This window comes from Acidicapsa ligni, assembly GCF_025685655.1.
Taxonomy (GTDB): domain Bacteria; phylum Acidobacteriota; class Terriglobia; order Terriglobales; family Acidobacteriaceae; genus Acidicapsa; species Acidicapsa ligni.
In genome coordinates, this window is sequence record NZ_JAGSYG010000001.1 from 604,982 (window position 1) to 621,772 (window position 16,791).

A 16,791-nucleotide genomic window follows, 5' to 3' on the forward strand; every position below is an offset into this window, starting at 1 on the left:
GTTTGCGGGCGTTGCTGGCCGAAGATCCCTGTGTTGCTTAGCTGGCTACCAAAGCTACCAGGTCGATCTCCACGAGAACGTCTTTGGGCAGGCGTGAGACTTCGACGGTGGTGCGGGCGGGCGGCTGGGTTCCAGCGGCGGCGAGATGGGTGGCGTAGATGGCATTCACGGCGGCGAAGTCGTCGAAGTTTTTGAGGAAGACGGTGGCTTTGACGACCTGGGCGAAGCTGCTGCCGCCTGCTTCGAGAATGGCTTTGAGATTGGCGAAGACCTGGGTGGTCTGTTCCTTGATGCCGCCAGCGACAACTGCCTGCGACTCCGGATCGAGAGCGATCTGGCCCGAGGTGAAGAGCAGGTTTCCGGCACGGATGCCCTGGGAATAGGGGCCGATGGCTTTGGGGGCGCTGTTGGTGGCGATAACGTTGCGGGGTTCGAGGCTCAGTTCTTCGCTCATGCGGTTAATTGTAGCTGGCGGCCTGCGGGGCGGCTAGCCGGTCTACTTGTGAGTCTGCTAGCGCGTGGACCAGCCACCGGCCAGTCTGCGGCACAGGATGACACAAAGCCAGGAGGCTGCGAGGGCGAGGATTACCGGGGCGGCCTGGGTGCGCAGCATTACGGCTGGCTCGGATGAGGAGAATAGCCATGCCTGGTAGTCCGTGGAGGTATTTTGTTTCGGGCTGTTAATCGTCAGGATGGCTAGCCGGATGAGGATGGCTATCCCTGCCAGCAATGCGGCGATGCCGGGGATGGCTAGCTTCCAGGGAAACGGTATGGAGGTGGGAGCGGTGGCTTGTTCTGCTTCCTGCTGGATGATTTCCATGACGGACGCGGCGAAGCCTGAGGATGGCAACAGGGTGTCCTGTGCGAGCAGGATCTGGTCCAACTCGTCGGGTTGCGCGTTGTTGAATGCCTGGCTCCTGTTGCTTGTTTTGGGCTGGTTCATCGCGGGTCTTCTTTCCTGGAATTCTGGTTTGATTCTGAACTGCGTTGTGGCAGCGATTTCTCAGGATCGGTTGCGTGCTCTGGCAATTGTTCGCGGAGTTGCGGGAATCTTTGCTTGAGAAGTGCGCGACCGCGAGACAGCCGGGCCTTCATCGTCCCTGTGGGGATGCGCATGGTGGCTGCTGCGGCTACGAGGTCCATTTCATGAAAGTAGAACAGGATCAGGGGTTCGCGGTATTTTTCCGGGAGAGCGAAGACGGCGCGGCGGACGGCTTCATCGCGGGCCGCGCCATCGAGTTCCGCATCGTGGACGAAGGGGATTGAAGGCTGCGACGATTCGGAAACCTGGTCGAATGAGATAGCAGGCGATGGGATGTGTTTTAACTCGGTGCGATAGATGTTGGCGGCTACGGAAAAGAGCCATGTGGAGAAGCTGCTTTCGCGCCGCCATTGGGCGAGTCCTCGCCAGACTCGCAGTAGGGCTTCCTGCGCCATGTCTTCGGCCCGGTGACGATCGTGGCAGTAACGCCATGCCATGTTGATGAGCGGACGTTGCCAGCGCTCCACGAGGGCCGCGAATGCCTGGAGTTCGCCGCTCAGGACGCGGTCTACGAGGATGCTGTCGGTATCGGTTTGAGTCGTGTGGGAGGTTGGAGCCCCGATTGAAAGAGGAACTGGCTCGTGCCCGGCGGAAATCGGATTCATGTTCATGCCGGGCTACTCCTTTGGAGAATCTTTCCGATGGCAGATTGCCTGCGGTAGGACAGTGAGCGGTAAGACAGGGAAGTCTGCTGGCAGGTTGCATTTTGTAGGGGAGGCGATGGTCTTCGCAAGAAAATTTCATTATCGAGAGAAAATGCAACCGCGTTTGCGGGTGCGATGTCGTACAGGCTGCATGGGGAAAATATCCCCTGTTGGAGGGATTTATGGGAGATATAGGAATGCCGCTGTTTTTTTGCGTAGCGTCTGTCTCGGTGTTCACCTTTGTTTCAATTGCGGTATGGACTGAGGCCCGGAGGAAAGAACGAGAGACCTACTACAAGGCGGAGTCGCTGCGACGTATTGCGGAAATGCCGGGCGAAGGCGCGCGCCAGGTGATCGAGATGCTGCAGGGGGAAGAACGCACTCGCCGGGCCAGCGCGATGGGCAAAGAGATCAAGAGGCTTGAGGGGATGAAACTGGGCGGACTGATCAATGTCGCTGTAGGTGTGGCGCTCCTGTTTTTCCTGTACGGGATGCATCCGGAGCGGCCGGTTTATCTCGTTGGGCTGATTCCAGGGCTGATTGGGGTCGCGTTGCTGGTGTACGCGATGGTGCTGGCGCCGAAACCATCGGCTGCATCGGCCGAGCCAATGGATTGATAATCGGGAGGTCGCTGTCAGAAAACGGGTGGGCATAAATGGAATTCCGGCATTTCGCGGGGAACCATCGGTAGGATAGTGGCGTAAGTCATTACAGAAGGTGGTAACCATGAATTCCCAAAAGATGTGGAAGTTTCGTAGAGTGGCGGTGGTACTTGGAGTTGCGGCGACGCTGGGCGTCTCCGGTTGCCGGGTGCATGTGGATAAGGACTCGAACGGCAAGGAGAAGAATGTACAGGTCGATACGCCATTCGGTGGGGTGCATGTGAATACCGACAAGACCTCGGCGGCGGACCTGGGACTGCCGGTGTATCCGGGCGCAACGATGGTGAACGAGGAAGATCACAAGTCGGCGGATGTGCACCTGGGGTTCGGAGAGTGGCAGCTCCGGGTGAAGGTTGTTTCGTATGCGACGACGGATAGCCAGGAGAAGGTTGCGGCCTTCTACAAGAAAGCCCTGTCGCGGTATGGGGATGTGATTACCTGCAGGGACAATGCCCCGGTCGGGACTCCGGCGGTAACGCATGAGGGGCTGAGCTGTGCGGATGACAATAGCAGCGCCAAGGTCAAGATTGACGAGTTCAAAACGGATTACAAGGACAATCTCGAACTGAAGGCTGGTTCAAAACGGCACCAGCATATTGTGGGGTTTGAGAGCTCCAAAGGCGACCAGATCCGGTTTGCACTGGTGGCATTGGATTTGCCGGCGAATATCGGTAGCGATGAGGGGAAGAGTAATTAGCTGGTTGTGACGGGGTGGCGATACTGCGTGGCTTTGTTTGGTGTTTGCGGGTGAAGCAGATTCCCTGCGGGAATGACAGACGGAACGGCAAAGGCAAGGGCTAACAGCAGATTCCCTTCGGGAATGACAGACAGAACGGCAAAGGCAACTGCAAGGGCAAAGGCGGCAAGGGCAAAAGCTGGGGTAAGGGCTTTTGTTTCTTGGATAGATTGCTAAGTTGATTGCGGTTGGTTGGTGTGAGGGTATAGCTTCAGGGGTGGGACGGATCGACCGACGAATGGAAGCTACCTGTCAGCGTTGCCATGAAATACTTCGCGGAGCCGACCGGTATTGTCCGGCATGCGGGCTGCCGCAGCTTGTGTACATTGCCGAGGAGCCGCCGCCTTTGCCGTTGGGCGATGTTGCGGACGCTGCGGGCGAAAATGCGCAGGCTTTGTCCGGTTCTGCTACGGGTATTGCGTGGCGGCCGGCGCTCAAGGCTGCGGGAATCCTGGCGATTCCTGCGGGATTGCTGTGTTCGGCGCTGACTCCGATCGGCTCGTCGCTGGCCCTGATCTGGATGATGGGTGCGGCGGTCTGGGCTGTACGGCTCTATCTGAAGGGCGCGCGGATTAGTTGGCTGTCGATGGGAAATGGGGCCCGGATAGGGCTGGTGACTGGGTTGTTTGCGAGCTGGCTGACTCTCAGCGTGAATGGCGCGAAGGTCTGGGCGGACAGGTTTGTGATGCACCAGGGCAGCCAGATGGATTCTGAATGGCTGGGCGTGGTGGAGAAGAGTCTTTCTCTGGATCAGCAGATGGCGACCCAGATGGGTATGACTGCGGCCCAGGCGGAGCAAATCGTACAGGTTTCCCGCGCTTGGATGACCTCTGCCGAGGGACGTGCGGGACTCGCGCTGGCGACATTCCTGATTGGATCGGTCTTTCTGATCTTGTTTTCGACGATCGGCGGCGTTGTGGGAGCTCGTTTTATGGGGCAGTCGTCGCGGCGATCCGCGTAGAATAGAACGAAATCGACCCGATTTAGATCGTCTTCAAGACCTGACACAAGCGAGATTGCGAGCGAGATTATGAGCGAAACAGCAGAGGCAAACAAGCCGGCACTCCGTGAGAAGGGCAGACTGATGTCGGCCTCGGAGATTGAGCGGACACTGGTCCGGCTGGCCCACCAGATTGTGGAGAAGACCAATGCCAGCGAGAGCGTTGTGCTGGTTGGTATCAAGCGCCGGGGTGTTCCGCTGGCAGAGCGGCTGGCGGTGTTGATCGGCGGCATTATGAAGCGCACGGTCGAGACCGGGGTGCTGGATATCCAGTTTTACCGCGATGATTTGACTACGCATGGGACTCGTCCGGTGGTGAACGTGGGCGATCTGGGCGTGGATGTGAATGGCCGCCACGTGATTTTGTGCGACGACGTGCTGTATACGGGACGGACGATTCGCGCTGCGCTGGATGCTTTGTTCGACCATGGGCGCGCGCAATGTGTGCAACTGGCGGTGCTGATCGATCGCGGTCATCGCGAACTGCCGATCGAGGCAACGTATGTCGGCAAGCATGTTCCGACGAGCAGCCGGGAGATTATCGAGGTGAAATTCCGCGAGGTCGATAACGATGAGCAGGTGCTGCTGGTGGAGAAGAACGACTAAGCCGGGGTGGCGTAATTTGACGTATCGATTTTCTGTAATTAAATCTTAGACCGGACGGGACTGTTCGTACGCGAGTGTTCCTCTTGCGCCCGTCTCAGGTGTTCGTGAGTTGTGTGTCTCTTATGACTGAAAAAGTTACTTCCATCCCTCGCGTGCATACGCTTCCTGCGATGCCGGTTTCGCGACTTCCCTTTCCTGTTGGATCTTCTCTGGACCGCTCGGTCACTTCGGTGACTTTGCTGAGCCTGGAGACGATCCATGAGATTCTTGCGCTGGCTACCGTGCTTGAGGAAGAAGATCCGTTGAAGCGGGCGGAGCGCTTGGCGAAGCGGCGGATTGCGCTGCTCTTCTATGAGTCCTCGACGCGGACACGCACCAGCTTTGAGCTGGCGGCGAAGGGGTTAGGCGCGGATACGACGCTGGTTTCGAGTTTGTCGTCGAGCATTGAAAAAGGCGAGACGCTGAAGGATACGGGTTTGACGCTGCGGGCATTGGGTGCGGAGGCGATTATTCTGCGGCATCCTAACTCGGGCGCGCCGTGGCTGCTGGAGCGCGAGACGCAGTTGCCAATCCTGAATGCGGGCGATGGAATGCATGAGCATCCTTCGCAGGCATTGCTGGATTTGCGGACGATGCTGGCGCATTTGCGGCCGGGTGTGGAGGCGATTACGGCGGAGACTCTGGCTGGCGTTACGGTGACGATTGTTGGAGACATTTTGCATAGCCGGGTGGCGCGAAGCAATATGCTGCTGCTGCCGAAGCTGGGTGCGCGAGTGATTTTGTGCGGGCCTTCGCAGTTGTTGCCGGATATGGCGGCGCAGGCTGGGCCGGGTGTGACGATTGAGCGCGATTTTGAGAAGGCGCTGGCGCAGTCGCAGGTGGTGATGATGCTGCGTATCCAGGCGGAGCGGCTGGCGGGTGTGCAGCTTGATCTGGAAGAGTACAAGGCCAAATATCAACTGACTGCGGAGCGGTTGGCGGCTCATGCTCCGAAGGCGCTGGTGATGCATCCGGGGCCGATTATTCGGGGGCTGGAGTTGACGAGCGAGGTAGCGGATGGGCCGCAGTCGCTGATTTTGGAGCAGGTGCGGCATGGTGTGGCGATTCGCATGGCGTTGGTGGCGCGAGCGCTTGCCGGGAATAAGGTGGGCGCATGAGTGTTAGCGAGATTGTGATTCGTGGTGGACATCTGATCGATCCGGCGGCTGGTATCGACGGGCTGAAGGATGTGGTTTTACGCGATGGGCGCGTGGCGGAGATTGCTGCTTCGGGTAAGGCTAAAGCGGCGAAGGACGCGCAGATTATCGACGCGAAGGGGCTGACGGTTGCGCCGGGGCTGGTGGATATTCATGTGCATCTGCGTGAGCCGGGACAGGGGTACAAGGAGACGATCGCGACGGGAACGGCGGCTGCGGCTGCGGGTGGATTTACCTCGGTAGCGGCGATGCCGAATACGGTGCCGACGAACGATTCGCCGGAGATTACGCGGTGGATGCAGGCTCCTGAGCGCGGGGCTTCGGTGCGGGTGTTTCCGATTGGGGCTGCGACGCGGGCGCTGAAGGGCGAGGTGCTGAACGACTATGCCGCGCTGAAGGCTGCCGGGGTGGTTGCGGTGACGGATGATGGTCATCCGATTTTGAAGGACAACATCATGCGCGAGGTGCTGATCAATGCAACGCGCAATGGATTGTCGGTCATTCAACATGCGGAAGACACGCGGTTGACGGGCGGATGCAGCATGAATGCCGGGGCGATGGCTTTTCGGCTTGGGCTGCGCGGGATGCCTCCCGAGGCGGAGTATGGGCTGGTTGAGCGGGATATCCGGCTGGTGAGTGAGTTGGCGAAGGACGCGAAGCTGGCCCATGCGCACTTGCATGTGGCGCATACTTCGACGGCGCAGGCGGTAGCGGCGGTGCGTCAGGCTCGCCGCAACGGGCTGCGGGTGACGTGCGAGGTTGCTCCGCATCACTTTTTGATGACCGAGGAGCATGTGGGCGACTATGACACGCATGCCAAGATGAATCCGCCACTGCGTTCGGCGGCGGATCGGGACGCGATGATTGAGGGGCTTTTGGATGGGGTGGTGGATGCGATTGCCACGGACCATGCTCCTCATGCGGCGCATGAAAAGGAAGTGGAGTTTGAGCGCGCGCCGAATGGTATTACCGGGCTGGAGTCCGCGCTGGGACTGAGCCTGCGCTGGCTGCACCACGAGTGGAAGATGCCATTGGGCCGCGTGCTGAGCCTGTTGAGCGCGCAGCCTGCAGCTCTGCTGGGGCTGAAGGGTCGCGGGACGCTGACGGTCGGAAGCTATGCCGATGTGATGATCTTCGACCCGAAGCAGGAGTGGGTTTTCCGAGCCAGGGATTCAAAGTCGAAGTCGAAGAACACTCCGTTTGACGGCTGGACGATGCAGGGCAAGGTTCACTGGACGATCAGCGAGGGACGGGTTGTTTATAAGGCTGGGGTCTGATTCCCTGATACATGGGGATTATGGGATCAGGCCCTCTTTGCGCAGGCGGGTGAAGAGGTCGAAGAAGCTCTCGTCTGTAGCCTGGTAATCGAGGAAGCCGAGTTTGCGGCTCTTGCTCATGTCGGTGACTACTTCGATGGGGCGTCCGAGGTCGGCGTCGGTGTGCCAGGGCGAGACGAGACGCCGCAGGTCTGGTTCGACCAGCTCGTATTTGTCGGCGATATTGGTCCAGATGGGGGCGGCATCTGCCAGTTGCAGTTCGAGTGGCGTTGGGTGGTCGGGATAGGGCTCAGCGCGTAGTCCAAACCACTCGGCCAGCTCGCTCCACATCCAGCTCCAGCGGAAAACGTCGCCGTTGACTACATTGAATGCCTGGTTGCGCGCGGCGTGGGTGGTGGCTGCCCATTGCAAATGGCTGGCAAGCTGGCGAGCGTCGGTCATGTCGGTGAGTCCGTTCCACTGCGCGGAGGAACCGGGAAATACGAATGGGCGCCCGGTCTCGCGGCAGATGGAGGCGTAGACGGCGAGGGTTACGCCCATGTTCATGGCATTGCCGACGGCGAAACCTATGACGGTGTGCGGACGATGAATGCTCCAACTGAAGCCGTCACGCGCCGCGGCGGCGTACACCTCATCCTCTTGCGCGTAGTAGAAGTTTTCCACGTCGAGTCGGCCTTGCTTTTCGCGGAAGGGCGTAGCGGGCAGCGTGCCTTTACCGTAGTTTTCGAAGGGGCCGAGGTAGTGTTTGAGGCCGGTCACGAGTGCTACATGCTCAACCGAACCGGAGGCAGAAACGGCATTGAGCAGATTGCGGACCATGGCGCTGTTGACACGGATATTTTCGGCTTCGGTGGAATTGCGCAGCCAGGAGGTCAGGAAAATATGGGTTGGCTTGATGCCATTCAGTGCTGACTGAAGCTGGCCGGTGTTCAGCAGATCTGCGGCGATGGGCTGGATATCAGTTGACGCAGATGGGTTGCGGGCGAGGCCGAAAACATTCCAATCCTCCTGACTGATGAGCCGGTTGGCGAGGGTGAGGCCGACGATGCCAGTGGAGCCAACGACGAGAGCTGTCTTTTTTGCCACAAGAACTCCTGATACACGCGATGCCGGACGCGACTGTGCGCACTTCTCAGATGCTTTTCAGTACCCGAGGATTCAGCCCTTGCGGCGGTAGAGGATTTGAAATTCGTAAGTTTCGTTGGCTGGGAAGAGCGAGGCTACGTGGCGCAGGCGTTCGGCCAGAGCTGGTGCGGCCAGGAGTGGGTACTCGCGTTCGCGGAGGTCGTGGTAGTCGAAGTCGAGCGACAGGGAGAGCATGTAGATGGCCAGCGCGTCGGAGAAGGCGGATTCTTCGAAGTTCTTGCGGGCTCGCTCGTCGGTAGGCATGGCGACGCCCTCAGCATTGGTGATGGGGTCGAGAGCGCGGCGGCGGGTTTCCCATGCGTCCTGGCTGGTTTCTCCACGGACAGCGGCCTGGGCCTGTGACCATGCGAGTGAGGCAAAACTTTCGGGAACTCCGACGGCATCGACGAAGTTGTGGGCGACGTTGATGAAGAACTCAAAGGAGAGGCCGAAACGGTCGTCTACCAGGCGGGTGGAGAGGAAAACGCCTTCGAGGGGGCCGGTTGTCAGCGGGAGAGTCACGTTGCGATGGCAGATGGCGCGGTCGCCCAGGTCAATGGTGTAGGAGGGGGCTACGACGGTTTGTTCGGCGTCGCCATTTCCTTCATGAATGACCAGCGGGACGAAGTAGTAGCAGCGCTTTTCCAGGGCCGGGACGAGGCCACGTGGAACCGCGGCTACGAGGCGCTCCAGTTCCGGCTGGGCGATGCGAGTCTCACCCCAGGCAGCATAGCGAAGGCCGTTGACGGCGGTGGCGATGGGGGCCTGGCTGGCGACGAGTTCGGCGGACTGAGGTCCGGTTGGCCGGGACTCGGTCGGGGCAGAGGTAGCGGACGCGGGGACCGCAGGCTGCATTTCTTCGGGCTGGTTTTCTTCTGTTTGCACGGGTATGGACACGACTCCTTATACTAAAACGTGCGGGCGGTTCCTGCACGGATTGGTTCCGAGACACTGGGTTTTAGAGGCAGGCGAGAGCTGGCCGGATTCACTGGAGGCGGAGAAAATGAGCAACTACACGAGTGGTTCGCAGCGCGTTGGTGGGTCGTTTCTGGGCTTTCCGCTGGAGGGGTTTGGGCTGTTTACGAGCCTGTTGCTGACGGTGGCTTCGGGGTTTCTGGCGTTCTTCCTGGTGACGGCGCTTTCGATCTTCGGTCTGCTGGGATGGAATTTGATCGGGCACCATTCGGTCAATTACGCCAATAGCTATTTATTTTTCGGTTTTCCGACGGCGGTGGCGGTGTGGACGGTGGCGCTGCTGGTGTTTGGATCGTTGTGGATCCGGGCGAAGATCACCGCGAAGTAATCCCGTCCTGTCGAGTGTCTGCTGCTACACTCCGGGACATGCTTCGAAGATCGGGGCGCTTTGCCCTTTCTGCTACTTCCCTTTTCCTCTTCTGCCTGCCGATGGCCGGTCCGGCATTTGGGGCTGTTACGCCGCACAGGCAGGTTTCTGCTGCTGCCAAGGCTGCGCCTAAACAGGCTGGACGGCAACAGGATGCACGGCTGGCGGCGCGCATTCATGCGTTGCTTGCCGATCCGGCGCTGGGCCATGCGCATTTTGGAATCAGTGTGACGACGCTGGCCGGGGAGCGGCTGTTTGGCCTGGATGATGGACAGTTGTTTGTGCCTGCTTCGAATGCCAAATTGTTGACGACGGCGGCGGCGTTTGCGCTGTTGCCGGTGGATACGATGACCTGGACTACCAACGTGGTGAGTGATGGGGCAGTGGATGCGAATGGCGAATTGCATGGCAACCTGGTGCTGCTGGGGACGGGCGATCCGACGATGAGCGGGCAGGCCTATCCGTACAGAAGCAGGGCGGAACAGGCCAAGGCTGAGGCTGAGGAGGCGGGGACTTCTACTCCACCCGATCCGCTGAAGGCATTGGAGGCGATGGCCGACCAGGTGGTTAAGTCTGGTGTTCGCAGTGTGCAGGGCGATGTGGTGGGCGATGACAGTTTTTTTGTGAGTGAGCCGTATGGATCGGGATGGAGTTGGGATGATCTGGACTGGAGCTACGGTGCTCCGGCGTCGGCGCTTACGGTAAATGACAATACCGTCACGTTGCATTTGTTGCCGGAGAGTACTGGCGCGGCTGCGCCTTCAGCGGGAGATGCGGCGCCTTCGCCGCCGACGGGTCTGGCAACGGCTTCGAAGACGGGAAAGCTGGTGGCATCGTGGGTTCCGGATACGGCTTACTACACGGTGGATGGAGCGATGACGGTAGCTGCGGGGATCAGGGACGAACCGGGATTGGACCGGCGTCCGGGGTCGCTCGCTGTGCGGGTATGGGGCACTGGTCCGGCGACGGGTTTTCATGCGTCGCTGGCCATTGAGGATCCGGCAGAGTATGCTGCGCGGTCGTTGCAGGCGATGCTGGCGGCGAGGGGTGTTTCGGTGACGGGGCATGCTCGTGCACAACATCGGCTATCGACGGTTACGGAGGATTACGGCGATCAGCAGGATGAGGCTATGTCGCTGAATCCGATCACATCCGGGACTGTGGCTGCGCCTTTGATGGGGCGGAGGGTGCTGGCTTCGCATGTTTCTGTGCCGATGGCGGAGGACCTGTTGCTGACCAACAAGGTGAGTCAGAATCTGCATGCCGAGTTGATGTTGCGGCTGCTGGGGCGCGAAGTTGGAACGGATGGCAGCATTGCGCAGGGGGCTCGCGTGGTGCGGCAGTTTTTACGTGGAGCGGGCGTGACGCCGGAGGATTTTTTCTTCTATGACGGGTCGGGCATGAGCGCGAATGACCTGATCGCTCCGCGAGCCTATACGACGCTGCTTGCCTATGCGGCCGGGCAGCCGTGGGGTGAGGCATGGAAATCGACGTTCCCGATTGCGGGTGTGGACGGGACGCTGGCGCGGCGATTTACAGGGACTCCGCTGCAGGGAAAATTGTTCGCCAAGACGGGCACGCTGAACGAGGTGAATGCGCTTTCGGGATATCTGACGGCCAAGAGCGGAAGGACGATTGTTTTTTCGATCCTGGTGAATGGGCATCTGCCGGGGAGCAATGTTGAAACTCACGCGATGGATAAGGTCTGCGCGGCGATTGCGGCGGTGGAGTAGCGGCGGTGTGATGGGTTGTGGGGCGTGGTGTCAAATTCTCAAAGTGTCAAAATATCAAACTGCCAAAGTATCATTGCGCTAGATGTTCTTTCGTTCTCGAATTGCTTATGCCTCTTCTCCGTGCCTGATTGTGCTGGCTCTCGTGCTGGTCTCGGGGCTGGCGCTTACCGGGTGCAAACCGCTGCCTCCATCGAAGCCTGCCGCGGAGTTTACGCCGGATGAGGCGCGGGGGGCGCAGGTATTTCACGCGTATTGCGCGCGGTGCCATTATCCGACGACGACCAGGGGGCTGAAAGGCCCGGGTTTGCAGGCGCTGACCAAGCTGAAGGAGATGCCTTCGGGTACTCCGCCGACGGATGAGCGGATCATGCAGACGATTCGGCATGGGCATGGGATGATGCAACCTGTTCCAGTGGAGGATGAGGATATGCAATATCTGCTGGCATACCTGCATACGCTATGAGCGACGAAATCAAGAATACAAATCTGGATGACAGCGAGCTGAATAATACGGGGCCGGATGAGTTGACGGCGAAGGTCAGTCTCGATCCTGCCGCGGACCCGGTTGCCGGTAAGGGAAAGTTTGTGTTGCTACCGGGGCTGGTGGCGATTGGCCTCTACATGCTGGTGCTGGCGACGGTGGTGGCTTTCCGGGTGGTGGGAGGGACGTTTTCGCCACTGTTTCTGATTGTCGCGGCGCTGTTTGTGGCGGCCAGCTTTGGGCTGCTGCGGTTGTTTCGCTGGGCGTGGGCGCTGACGCTATCGGCAGTGTTTTTGCTGATGAGCTACAACCTGTGGTTGTTTGCTTCAGAGAAGCAGGCACCGGGCGCGGTGCAGGGGTTGTTGAATCTTGTGTTCTTTCTTTACCTGATTCGCGTGGATGTTCGCTCGCGGTTGAGGTAGGGCCTGATTTTAGAGCGAAGGATGCTTTTAGTACTGATACTTCAGAACTTCGGGCGCGGGGAAGACTGACGTGGAGCGGTGAACGTTACCCGCGGTGCCGATGCCGGAGAGAGTGAATCCGTAGAGCCATTCTGTTTCATCGCGCAGCGAGCCCAGGGCGAAACGACGATAGCCAAGAATCAGGCCGCAGCAGTTCCAGTTGTAGATGGTCTCGATGCCGCCGTACTGGAGAGCGCCGTGGGTGAAGTCGTAGCTGGAGTTGAGGGCGACGCTCAGGCCTACGTCCGATGGCTTGCCGAAGTAGAGAAACGGTGAAATCTCGTGGCTCTGGATGAGCGACGCCTGGCTCCCGGTTTCATCTGCAGCGTTTAACAGGGCGTGCCCAAGGCCGATGGTGGTGCGGCCGAAGCTGTAACCGGCGAAGAGATTGTTGGCGCCGAGGCGGCCAGCCTTGGTGTCGTAATCCAGATCCCACTCGATGCGCAGGTTATCGATGGCTTCAAAACGCATGCGCGAGACGATGGGCGCGATGTTGCGTGACGAGGTCAGATAGGCAACGCCGGTCATGTCGAGCGTGGTGTCGAAGACGTTGCGGCGGTTGGGAATGAGGGCTCCGCCGAAGTCTGAATCGATGAAGTATTTCTGGGAGATCTGCCAACTGGCCCATTCGCGCGCGGGTGGTTCGCAGGGCGCTTCGGTCTCGCAGGGCCTGGGGTTGAGCGGCTTCACATAAAAGCGCTGGGTGAGGGAGAAGCCGGCCTCGTTGGTGTTGGTGGCGATGTCGGTGGTGTCGAAGTGCAGAATATCGCGCGCGTTGTTGATGCCGGTGACGTAGCGATAGAAGACTTCGGGTTCAATGACGTGACGTAGCTGCCGGTTCAGATGGCTCAGGGTGAAGTCTCGTTCGACGGCAGGCGGACGGATGTCGAGAGAGACCTCAAGGTCAGAGCGGTTGAGGGGATTGTGCTGTACGAGTGGTACTCCATTGTTGGCGCCAGTGAGGTCGGGAATCTGACTGCCGGAGTATTGCGTAGTGCGCAGGCCGAGTTGGGGCAGGATGTTCCAATCGCCGACGTGAATGGGCCACTCGATATGCGGATAGAGATCGAGCCTGCCAACATTTCTGGCATGGAAGGTCGGTTCGGCGCGTTCCAGGTCGCCGATGGAGGATCCGACGCCCCAGAGAACCGGGGTATTGGCAAAGGGGCGATCGATGGCGTCGAAACGGACGTTGGGGAGATGCAGAATTCGCGCTTCGGGAACGCTGGTGACTGGTTCGCCATTGGCATTGGTGCCTGCGAAGCTCTGGAAGCGGTCGAATGAGATGGATGGAATGAAGCCGCGATGGGCGTGGGTCAGGGCCAGGTCGCTCTGTACTTCCGAACTGGTGGCTTGTGCCAGATTTTCATCGAAGGCCAGGCGGTAAATGTAGCTGGAGAGGTATTCGATGCTGCCTGCAACGCGGGTATGGGGAGTCAGGTCCTTGCGCCCAAAAGCGAGTATGTCGGCTCCGCCTTGATTTTGCAGAGTTGGCGTTTTGGCCCCAGCGAGAGTTTCTTCGATGCCGCGATCCAACAGGGCGCTCCAGCGAACGGTCAGGGCATCGATGCCAGGGCCGCGATAGCGAAAGTCACCGTTCGGAGCAAAGCCGCGTTTGCTCCAGTATTGCGCGCCGACGGTGATGTCCATGCTGCGGTTGATTACCCAGTAAACCTGCTCGCCGATGACGAAGCCTTTGACTCCGGAGTTTTCAAAGCCGTCGAGCAGGATGCCCGATTCTCTGCCGTTTTCATCAAGATTGTGTTGGATGAACGGCAGGTAGAAGAGCGGGACGCGGAGAAACTCGAAGATGCTGTTGCGGGTGGTGGCTTTGCCGTTGGCGACGTCGATAGAGCGGGAGATCAACTCCCAGTCGGGCTTTGGCAGACGGCAGGAGGTCATGGAGCCGTCGACGATGTGGTAGTTGTTTTCGCCGGTCTGGATGAGCACGCGCCCGGTGAAGATGAAGGGGTCAGGTGTGCTGTAGATCTGGGAGTGGCCGACGCGGCGCACGCCGAAGGATCCGGCTACGTCGTAGAAGCGGGCGGTGTGCTGGTCGAGATTCATCTCGCCGTGCGAGGCGGTGAGGATGGTGTCGTTGGGGCCGCCTTCTAGCTGGAGATGGCCGGTCGCTTCGACTGCCGAAGTGGGCTGGTGGTAGACGATCTTATCGGCGTGCAGGATGTAGTTCCTGTAGTAGAGGACGACCTCGCCGCTGAGGGTCCAGTCGTCACCGATGCGTTCCTGACGCAGGGCTTCCCAATGCATGGGGACGCCGGTTACCGGCACCGGTTCAAGGGTAGCCTGGGGCAGAATCTGCTGGCTGGGATCATCGGGAACTTCGGGCTGAGCTGTTGCGGACGAGGCTGGCCTGGGGGTATCAGCCACAGGTAACGCATTAGTCAACAGCTGTGCCCGCATCTGCACATGACACAGCAGAAGCAGCGTGATACACAAAATATAGCGGGAACGAATCACTTAAGTCTTTGCCAGCATAACAAAGCTGTCACATGTAATGAGTGAGACGTGGAAACCGCTGCTCTGGCTGCAAAGAAAAGTCGATCTCGCACCTGGCACATCGGCCGTCGTCGATGCGCACGGACTTTTCAATGCAATCACGCGCTCTGCGAACTCTTCTCTTCGAATGCCAGGGATGTCCGGACGCTATTGAATACAGAGGCCTCCGGCCCGCAACCGCAGCCACTACGGTGCGCCAGAAGGGAATCAGATTTTGAGCAATTCGGCGAGTCTCCCCGCAGAAAACTTTGAACCATTTGAATTACGATCCTACGACCCACAGGCGCGCACGGATTCTCATCCGCATGCTGCGGGTACCCCTGCGTGGAAGCAGGAGGTAAATCAGCGACTGGCGGCGCATCGCACGCGTCGCGGCGGGGCGCAGAATGCGGCCAGCAATGATGCGGCGGAGAGCCCGCGCGCGGCCAGTTCCCGGGCAGCGCAGGCGGCGGCTCGAGTTGCGGAACGCTACGCCAAGGCGCCCAGCTACAGCCAGTTGCTTGCCGGAGAGGCGCGGGCGGTTGTCCGTGCGGCCGGTGCGGCGGCCGAAGCGGCGCGGAATGCGCAGGCTGCGGCCCAGGCCGTGCTTTTTGGACTTGAAGCGGGTTTGGAGTCCGAACATCTGAATGCAGGAGTCTGGGAGCCGACGCCGCAGATTTCTGAAAGCAATATCGTGCAAAACGAGCACGTTCCGCCGGTGCGCTGGGAAGATACTGTTCCTGAGCCGGTGTACGTTGCCCAGGCGCAGCAAGTTGCCGAAGCGCCCAAAAAGGTGCAGCAGAATGCCTGGGCTGGTGCGCAGCCGCGCTGGGAAGAGGCGTTGCCTGCCCCAGGGGCAGGCCGCGATGCGTGGTCGGAGATGCGTGTGCATCCGACGGCGGAGTCTCATCCACGGTATGGAGGGCACGTTTCCGGACATGTGCAGGCGCAGGAGATGGACGAAGCCGATCCGTATCCGCACGATCTGATGGCCAGCGCCATGGTGGAACCGGTGCAGCATATTCCGGCGAACCTGATTGAGTTTCCGCGGGAGCTGGTGGCTACACGCAAGGCGCGTCCACGGCTGGCCGAGGGACCGTTTTACGATGCTTCGCACGAGAACTCGCAGTTAAGTATTTTTGAAGTGGATCCTGAGTTGCTGGCTCCGCCGGTTGCGATCAGCGATTCTCCGGCTGGGGCTGTCGCTCCGCCGGAGTGGGCGAGCATTGAGCTTGATCGTGCTCCGCATGTGGGTTACGGCGAGCATGAACATGCTGAGCAGTACTCTACTGAGCAGTACCCTGCTGAGTACCACACTGCTGAGCACTATCCTGTTGATCCGTACTATGGCGGGGAGCGGTATACGGCTCACGAGACGAATCGTGGGTATGCAGATGCATATTCCGAGGCTGGCGTAGTCGAGAGCTATCCCGAAACGGCGTATGCCGAGGCGGCGGTGGCTGAGGCTCGTTCGGCACAGGCAGCTTCAGCGGCTCGGGTGAGACCTGTCGCGGCGGCGGCTCTCACTCCAGTCGAGTTGCAGGTAGCTCCCATGGGCGACCGGCTGCTGGCTGGGGTGGTGGATGCTGCTCTGGTGACGCTGGCGTTCCTGGCGGCGGCGGTGGTGGTGGTGGCGTCTACGGATCATCCACCGGCGGGACGGATTGCGCTGATTGCTACAGGCTGCGGACTGGCGCTCTTTGGGCTGCTGTACCAGTTTCTCTTTCTGAGCTACGCGGAGGAGGGTACTCCGGGGATGCGTTATGCGCGGATTGCGCTGTGCAGCTTTAACGATGACAATCCATCGCGTGAGCAGATGCGGACGCGGATTCCGGCGATGTTGTTGTCGGGCTTGCCGCTGGGCATCGGCCTGCTGTGGGCGCTGATCGATAAAGATCACCTGTGCTGGCATGACCGGCTGACGAAGACTTATCAGCGGAAGTACTAGAGTCTCTGGAACGGTAGAAATTCAGAAATAAAATTGATTGGG

Annotated in this window: 17 protein-coding genes; 11 read left to right on the top strand and 6 right to left on the bottom strand. The window is 59.7% G+C overall.

Annotated elements, in window-relative coordinates:
* Positions 1–37: 37 nt before the first annotated feature.
* Genes OHL19_RS02380 through OHL19_RS02390 form a run of 3 tightly spaced genes read right to left on the bottom strand, consistent with a single transcriptional unit; the run spans position 38 to position 1,653 of the window.
* The gene (locus OHL19_RS02380) at positions 38–454 is read right to left on the bottom strand and encodes a RidA family protein (RefSeq protein ID WP_263355982.1); all 417 of its coding nucleotides are present in this window, start codon (positions 452–454) and stop codon (positions 38–40) included.
* Between the two features lie 57 nt (positions 455–511).
* Positions 512–943: a hypothetical protein gene (locus tag OHL19_RS02385; RefSeq protein WP_263355983.1), complete on the bottom strand. Its 432-nt coding sequence runs from the start codon at positions 941–943 to the stop codon at positions 512–514.
* The gene (locus OHL19_RS02390; RefSeq protein WP_263355984.1) at positions 940–1,653 is read right to left on the bottom strand and encodes an RNA polymerase sigma factor; all 714 of its coding nucleotides are present in this window, start codon (positions 1,651–1,653) and stop codon (positions 940–942) included. Before OHL19_RS02390 ends, OHL19_RS02385 begins: the two co-directional genes overlap by 4 nt.
* 230 nt (positions 1,654–1,883) lie before the next feature.
* Between OHL19_RS02390 and OHL19_RS02395 the strand changes: the two genes are divergently transcribed.
* The 6 genes from OHL19_RS02395 (at position 1,884) to OHL19_RS02420 (ending at position 7,163) form a co-directional block, all read left to right on the top strand.
* Complete coding sequence (locus tag OHL19_RS02395) at positions 1,884–2,303, top strand: hypothetical protein (RefSeq protein ID WP_263355985.1); 420 nt, start codon at positions 1,884–1,886, stop codon at positions 2,301–2,303.
* Between the two features lie 109 nt (positions 2,304–2,412).
* Positions 2,413–3,045 (top strand): hypothetical protein, encoded by a 633-nt coding sequence (locus tag OHL19_RS02400; RefSeq protein ID WP_263355986.1) that lies wholly within the window; start codon positions 2,413–2,415, stop codon positions 3,043–3,045.
* A 277-nt stretch (positions 3,046–3,322) separates the two neighbouring features.
* A complete protein-coding gene (locus tag OHL19_RS02405; RefSeq protein WP_263355987.1) occupies positions 3,323–4,045 on the top strand; it encodes a hypothetical protein in 723 nt (240 codons plus the stop codon).
* 69 nt (positions 4,046–4,114) lie between these two features.
* Entirely contained in the window at positions 4,115–4,690 is a 576-nt protein-coding gene (gene pyrR / locus OHL19_RS02410) for a bifunctional pyr operon transcriptional regulator/uracil phosphoribosyltransferase PyrR (RefSeq protein WP_263355988.1), read from the top strand.
* 170 nt (positions 4,691–4,860) lie between these two features.
* Entirely contained in the window at positions 4,861–5,847 is a 987-nt protein-coding gene (locus OHL19_RS02415; protein ID WP_396126654.1) for an aspartate carbamoyltransferase catalytic subunit, read from the top strand.
* A complete protein-coding gene (locus tag OHL19_RS02420; RefSeq protein WP_263355990.1) occupies positions 5,844–7,163 on the top strand; it encodes a dihydroorotase in 1,320 nt (439 codons plus the stop codon). Before OHL19_RS02415 ends, OHL19_RS02420 begins: the two co-directional genes overlap by 4 nt.
* 18 nt (positions 7,164–7,181) lie before the next feature.
* Here the strand turns inward: OHL19_RS02420 and OHL19_RS02425 are convergent, their stop codons facing one another.
* Both OHL19_RS02425 and OHL19_RS02430 read right to left on the bottom strand, forming a co-directional pair.
* Positions 7,182–8,249: an SDR family oxidoreductase gene (locus tag OHL19_RS02425; protein ID WP_263355991.1), complete on the bottom strand. Its 1,068-nt coding sequence runs from the start codon at positions 8,247–8,249 to the stop codon at positions 7,182–7,184.
* 72 nt (positions 8,250–8,321) lie between these two features.
* A complete protein-coding gene (locus OHL19_RS02430; protein WP_263355992.1) occupies positions 8,322–9,173 on the bottom strand; it encodes a hypothetical protein in 852 nt (283 codons plus the stop codon).
* A gap of 118 nt (positions 9,174–9,291) precedes the next feature.
* Here OHL19_RS02430 and OHL19_RS02435 point away from each other — a divergent pair, with 118 nt between their 5' ends.
* The 4 genes from OHL19_RS02435 (at position 9,292) to OHL19_RS02450 (ending at position 12,266) form a co-directional block, all read left to right on the top strand.
* Positions 9,292–9,591, top strand: a complete 300-nt coding sequence (locus tag OHL19_RS02435) for a hypothetical protein (protein ID WP_263355993.1) — start codon at positions 9,292–9,294, stop codon at positions 9,589–9,591.
* 38 nt (positions 9,592–9,629) lie between these two features.
* Positions 9,630–11,363 carry a D-alanyl-D-alanine carboxypeptidase/D-alanyl-D-alanine endopeptidase gene (gene dacB / locus OHL19_RS02440; protein WP_263355994.1) on the top strand — a complete coding sequence of 578 codons (1,734 nt, stop codon included), beginning with the start codon at positions 9,630–9,632 and terminating at the stop codon, positions 11,361–11,363.
* 82 nt (positions 11,364–11,445) lie between these two features.
* Positions 11,446–11,826, top strand: coding sequence for a c-type cytochrome (locus OHL19_RS02445; RefSeq protein ID WP_263355995.1), 381 nt, complete (start codon positions 11,446–11,448; stop codon positions 11,824–11,826).
* Positions 11,823–12,266, top strand: coding sequence for a hypothetical protein (locus OHL19_RS02450; protein ID WP_263355996.1), 444 nt, complete (start codon positions 11,823–11,825; stop codon positions 12,264–12,266). The genes OHL19_RS02445 and OHL19_RS02450 overlap by 4 nt, the downstream gene beginning before the upstream one ends.
* Before the next feature lie 27 nt (positions 12,267–12,293).
* Here the strand turns inward: OHL19_RS02450 and OHL19_RS02455 are convergent, their stop codons facing one another.
* Positions 12,294–14,693, bottom strand: a complete 2,400-nt coding sequence (locus tag OHL19_RS02455; RefSeq protein ID WP_263355997.1) for an LPS-assembly protein LptD — start codon at positions 14,691–14,693, stop codon at positions 12,294–12,296.
* Between the two features lie 343 nt (positions 14,694–15,036).
* Here OHL19_RS02455 and OHL19_RS02460 point away from each other — a divergent pair, with 343 nt between their 5' ends.
* The gene (locus OHL19_RS02460; protein ID WP_263355998.1) at positions 15,037–16,749 is read left to right on the top strand and encodes an RDD family protein; all 1,713 of its coding nucleotides are present in this window, start codon (positions 15,037–15,039) and stop codon (positions 16,747–16,749) included.
* Positions 16,750–16,791: the final 42 nt, after the last annotated feature.

Bases quoted from the DNA above. Each gene is read 5' to 3' on its own strand.
- OHL19_RS02390 (WP_263355984.1), bottom strand. From the start codon at position 1,653: ATGAACATGAATCCGATTTCCGCCGGGCACGAGCCAGTTCCTCTTTCA.
- OHL19_RS02380 (WP_263355982.1), bottom strand. From the start codon at position 454: ATGAGCGAAGAACTGAGCCTCGAACCCCGCAACGTTATCGCCACCAAC.
- OHL19_RS02420 (WP_263355990.1), top strand. From the start codon at position 5,844: ATGAGTGTTAGCGAGATTGTGATTCGTGGTGGACATCTGATCGATCCG.
- OHL19_RS02395 (WP_263355985.1), top strand. From the start codon at position 1,884: ATGCCGCTGTTTTTTTGCGTAGCGTCTGTCTCGGTGTTCACCTTTGTT.
- pyrR (WP_263355988.1), top strand. From the start codon at position 4,115: ATGAGCGAAACAGCAGAGGCAAACAAGCCGGCACTCCGTGAGAAGGGC.
- OHL19_RS02405 (WP_263355987.1), top strand. From the start codon at position 3,323: ATGGAAGCTACCTGTCAGCGTTGCCATGAAATACTTCGCGGAGCCGAC.
- OHL19_RS02445 (WP_263355995.1), top strand. From the start codon at position 11,446: ATGTTCTTTCGTTCTCGAATTGCTTATGCCTCTTCTCCGTGCCTGATT.
- OHL19_RS02385 (WP_263355983.1), bottom strand. From the start codon at position 943: ATGAACCAGCCCAAAACAAGCAACAGGAGCCAGGCATTCAACAACGCG.
- OHL19_RS02450 (WP_263355996.1), top strand. From the start codon at position 11,823: ATGAGCGACGAAATCAAGAATACAAATCTGGATGACAGCGAGCTGAAT.
- dacB (WP_263355994.1), top strand. From the start codon at position 9,630: ATGCTTCGAAGATCGGGGCGCTTTGCCCTTTCTGCTACTTCCCTTTTC.
- OHL19_RS02415 (WP_396126654.1), top strand. From the start codon at position 4,861: ATGCCGGTTTCGCGACTTCCCTTTCCTGTTGGATCTTCTCTGGACCGC.
- OHL19_RS02400 (WP_263355986.1), top strand. From the start codon at position 2,413: ATGAATTCCCAAAAGATGTGGAAGTTTCGTAGAGTGGCGGTGGTACTT.
- OHL19_RS02435 (WP_263355993.1), top strand. From the start codon at position 9,292: ATGAGCAACTACACGAGTGGTTCGCAGCGCGTTGGTGGGTCGTTTCTG.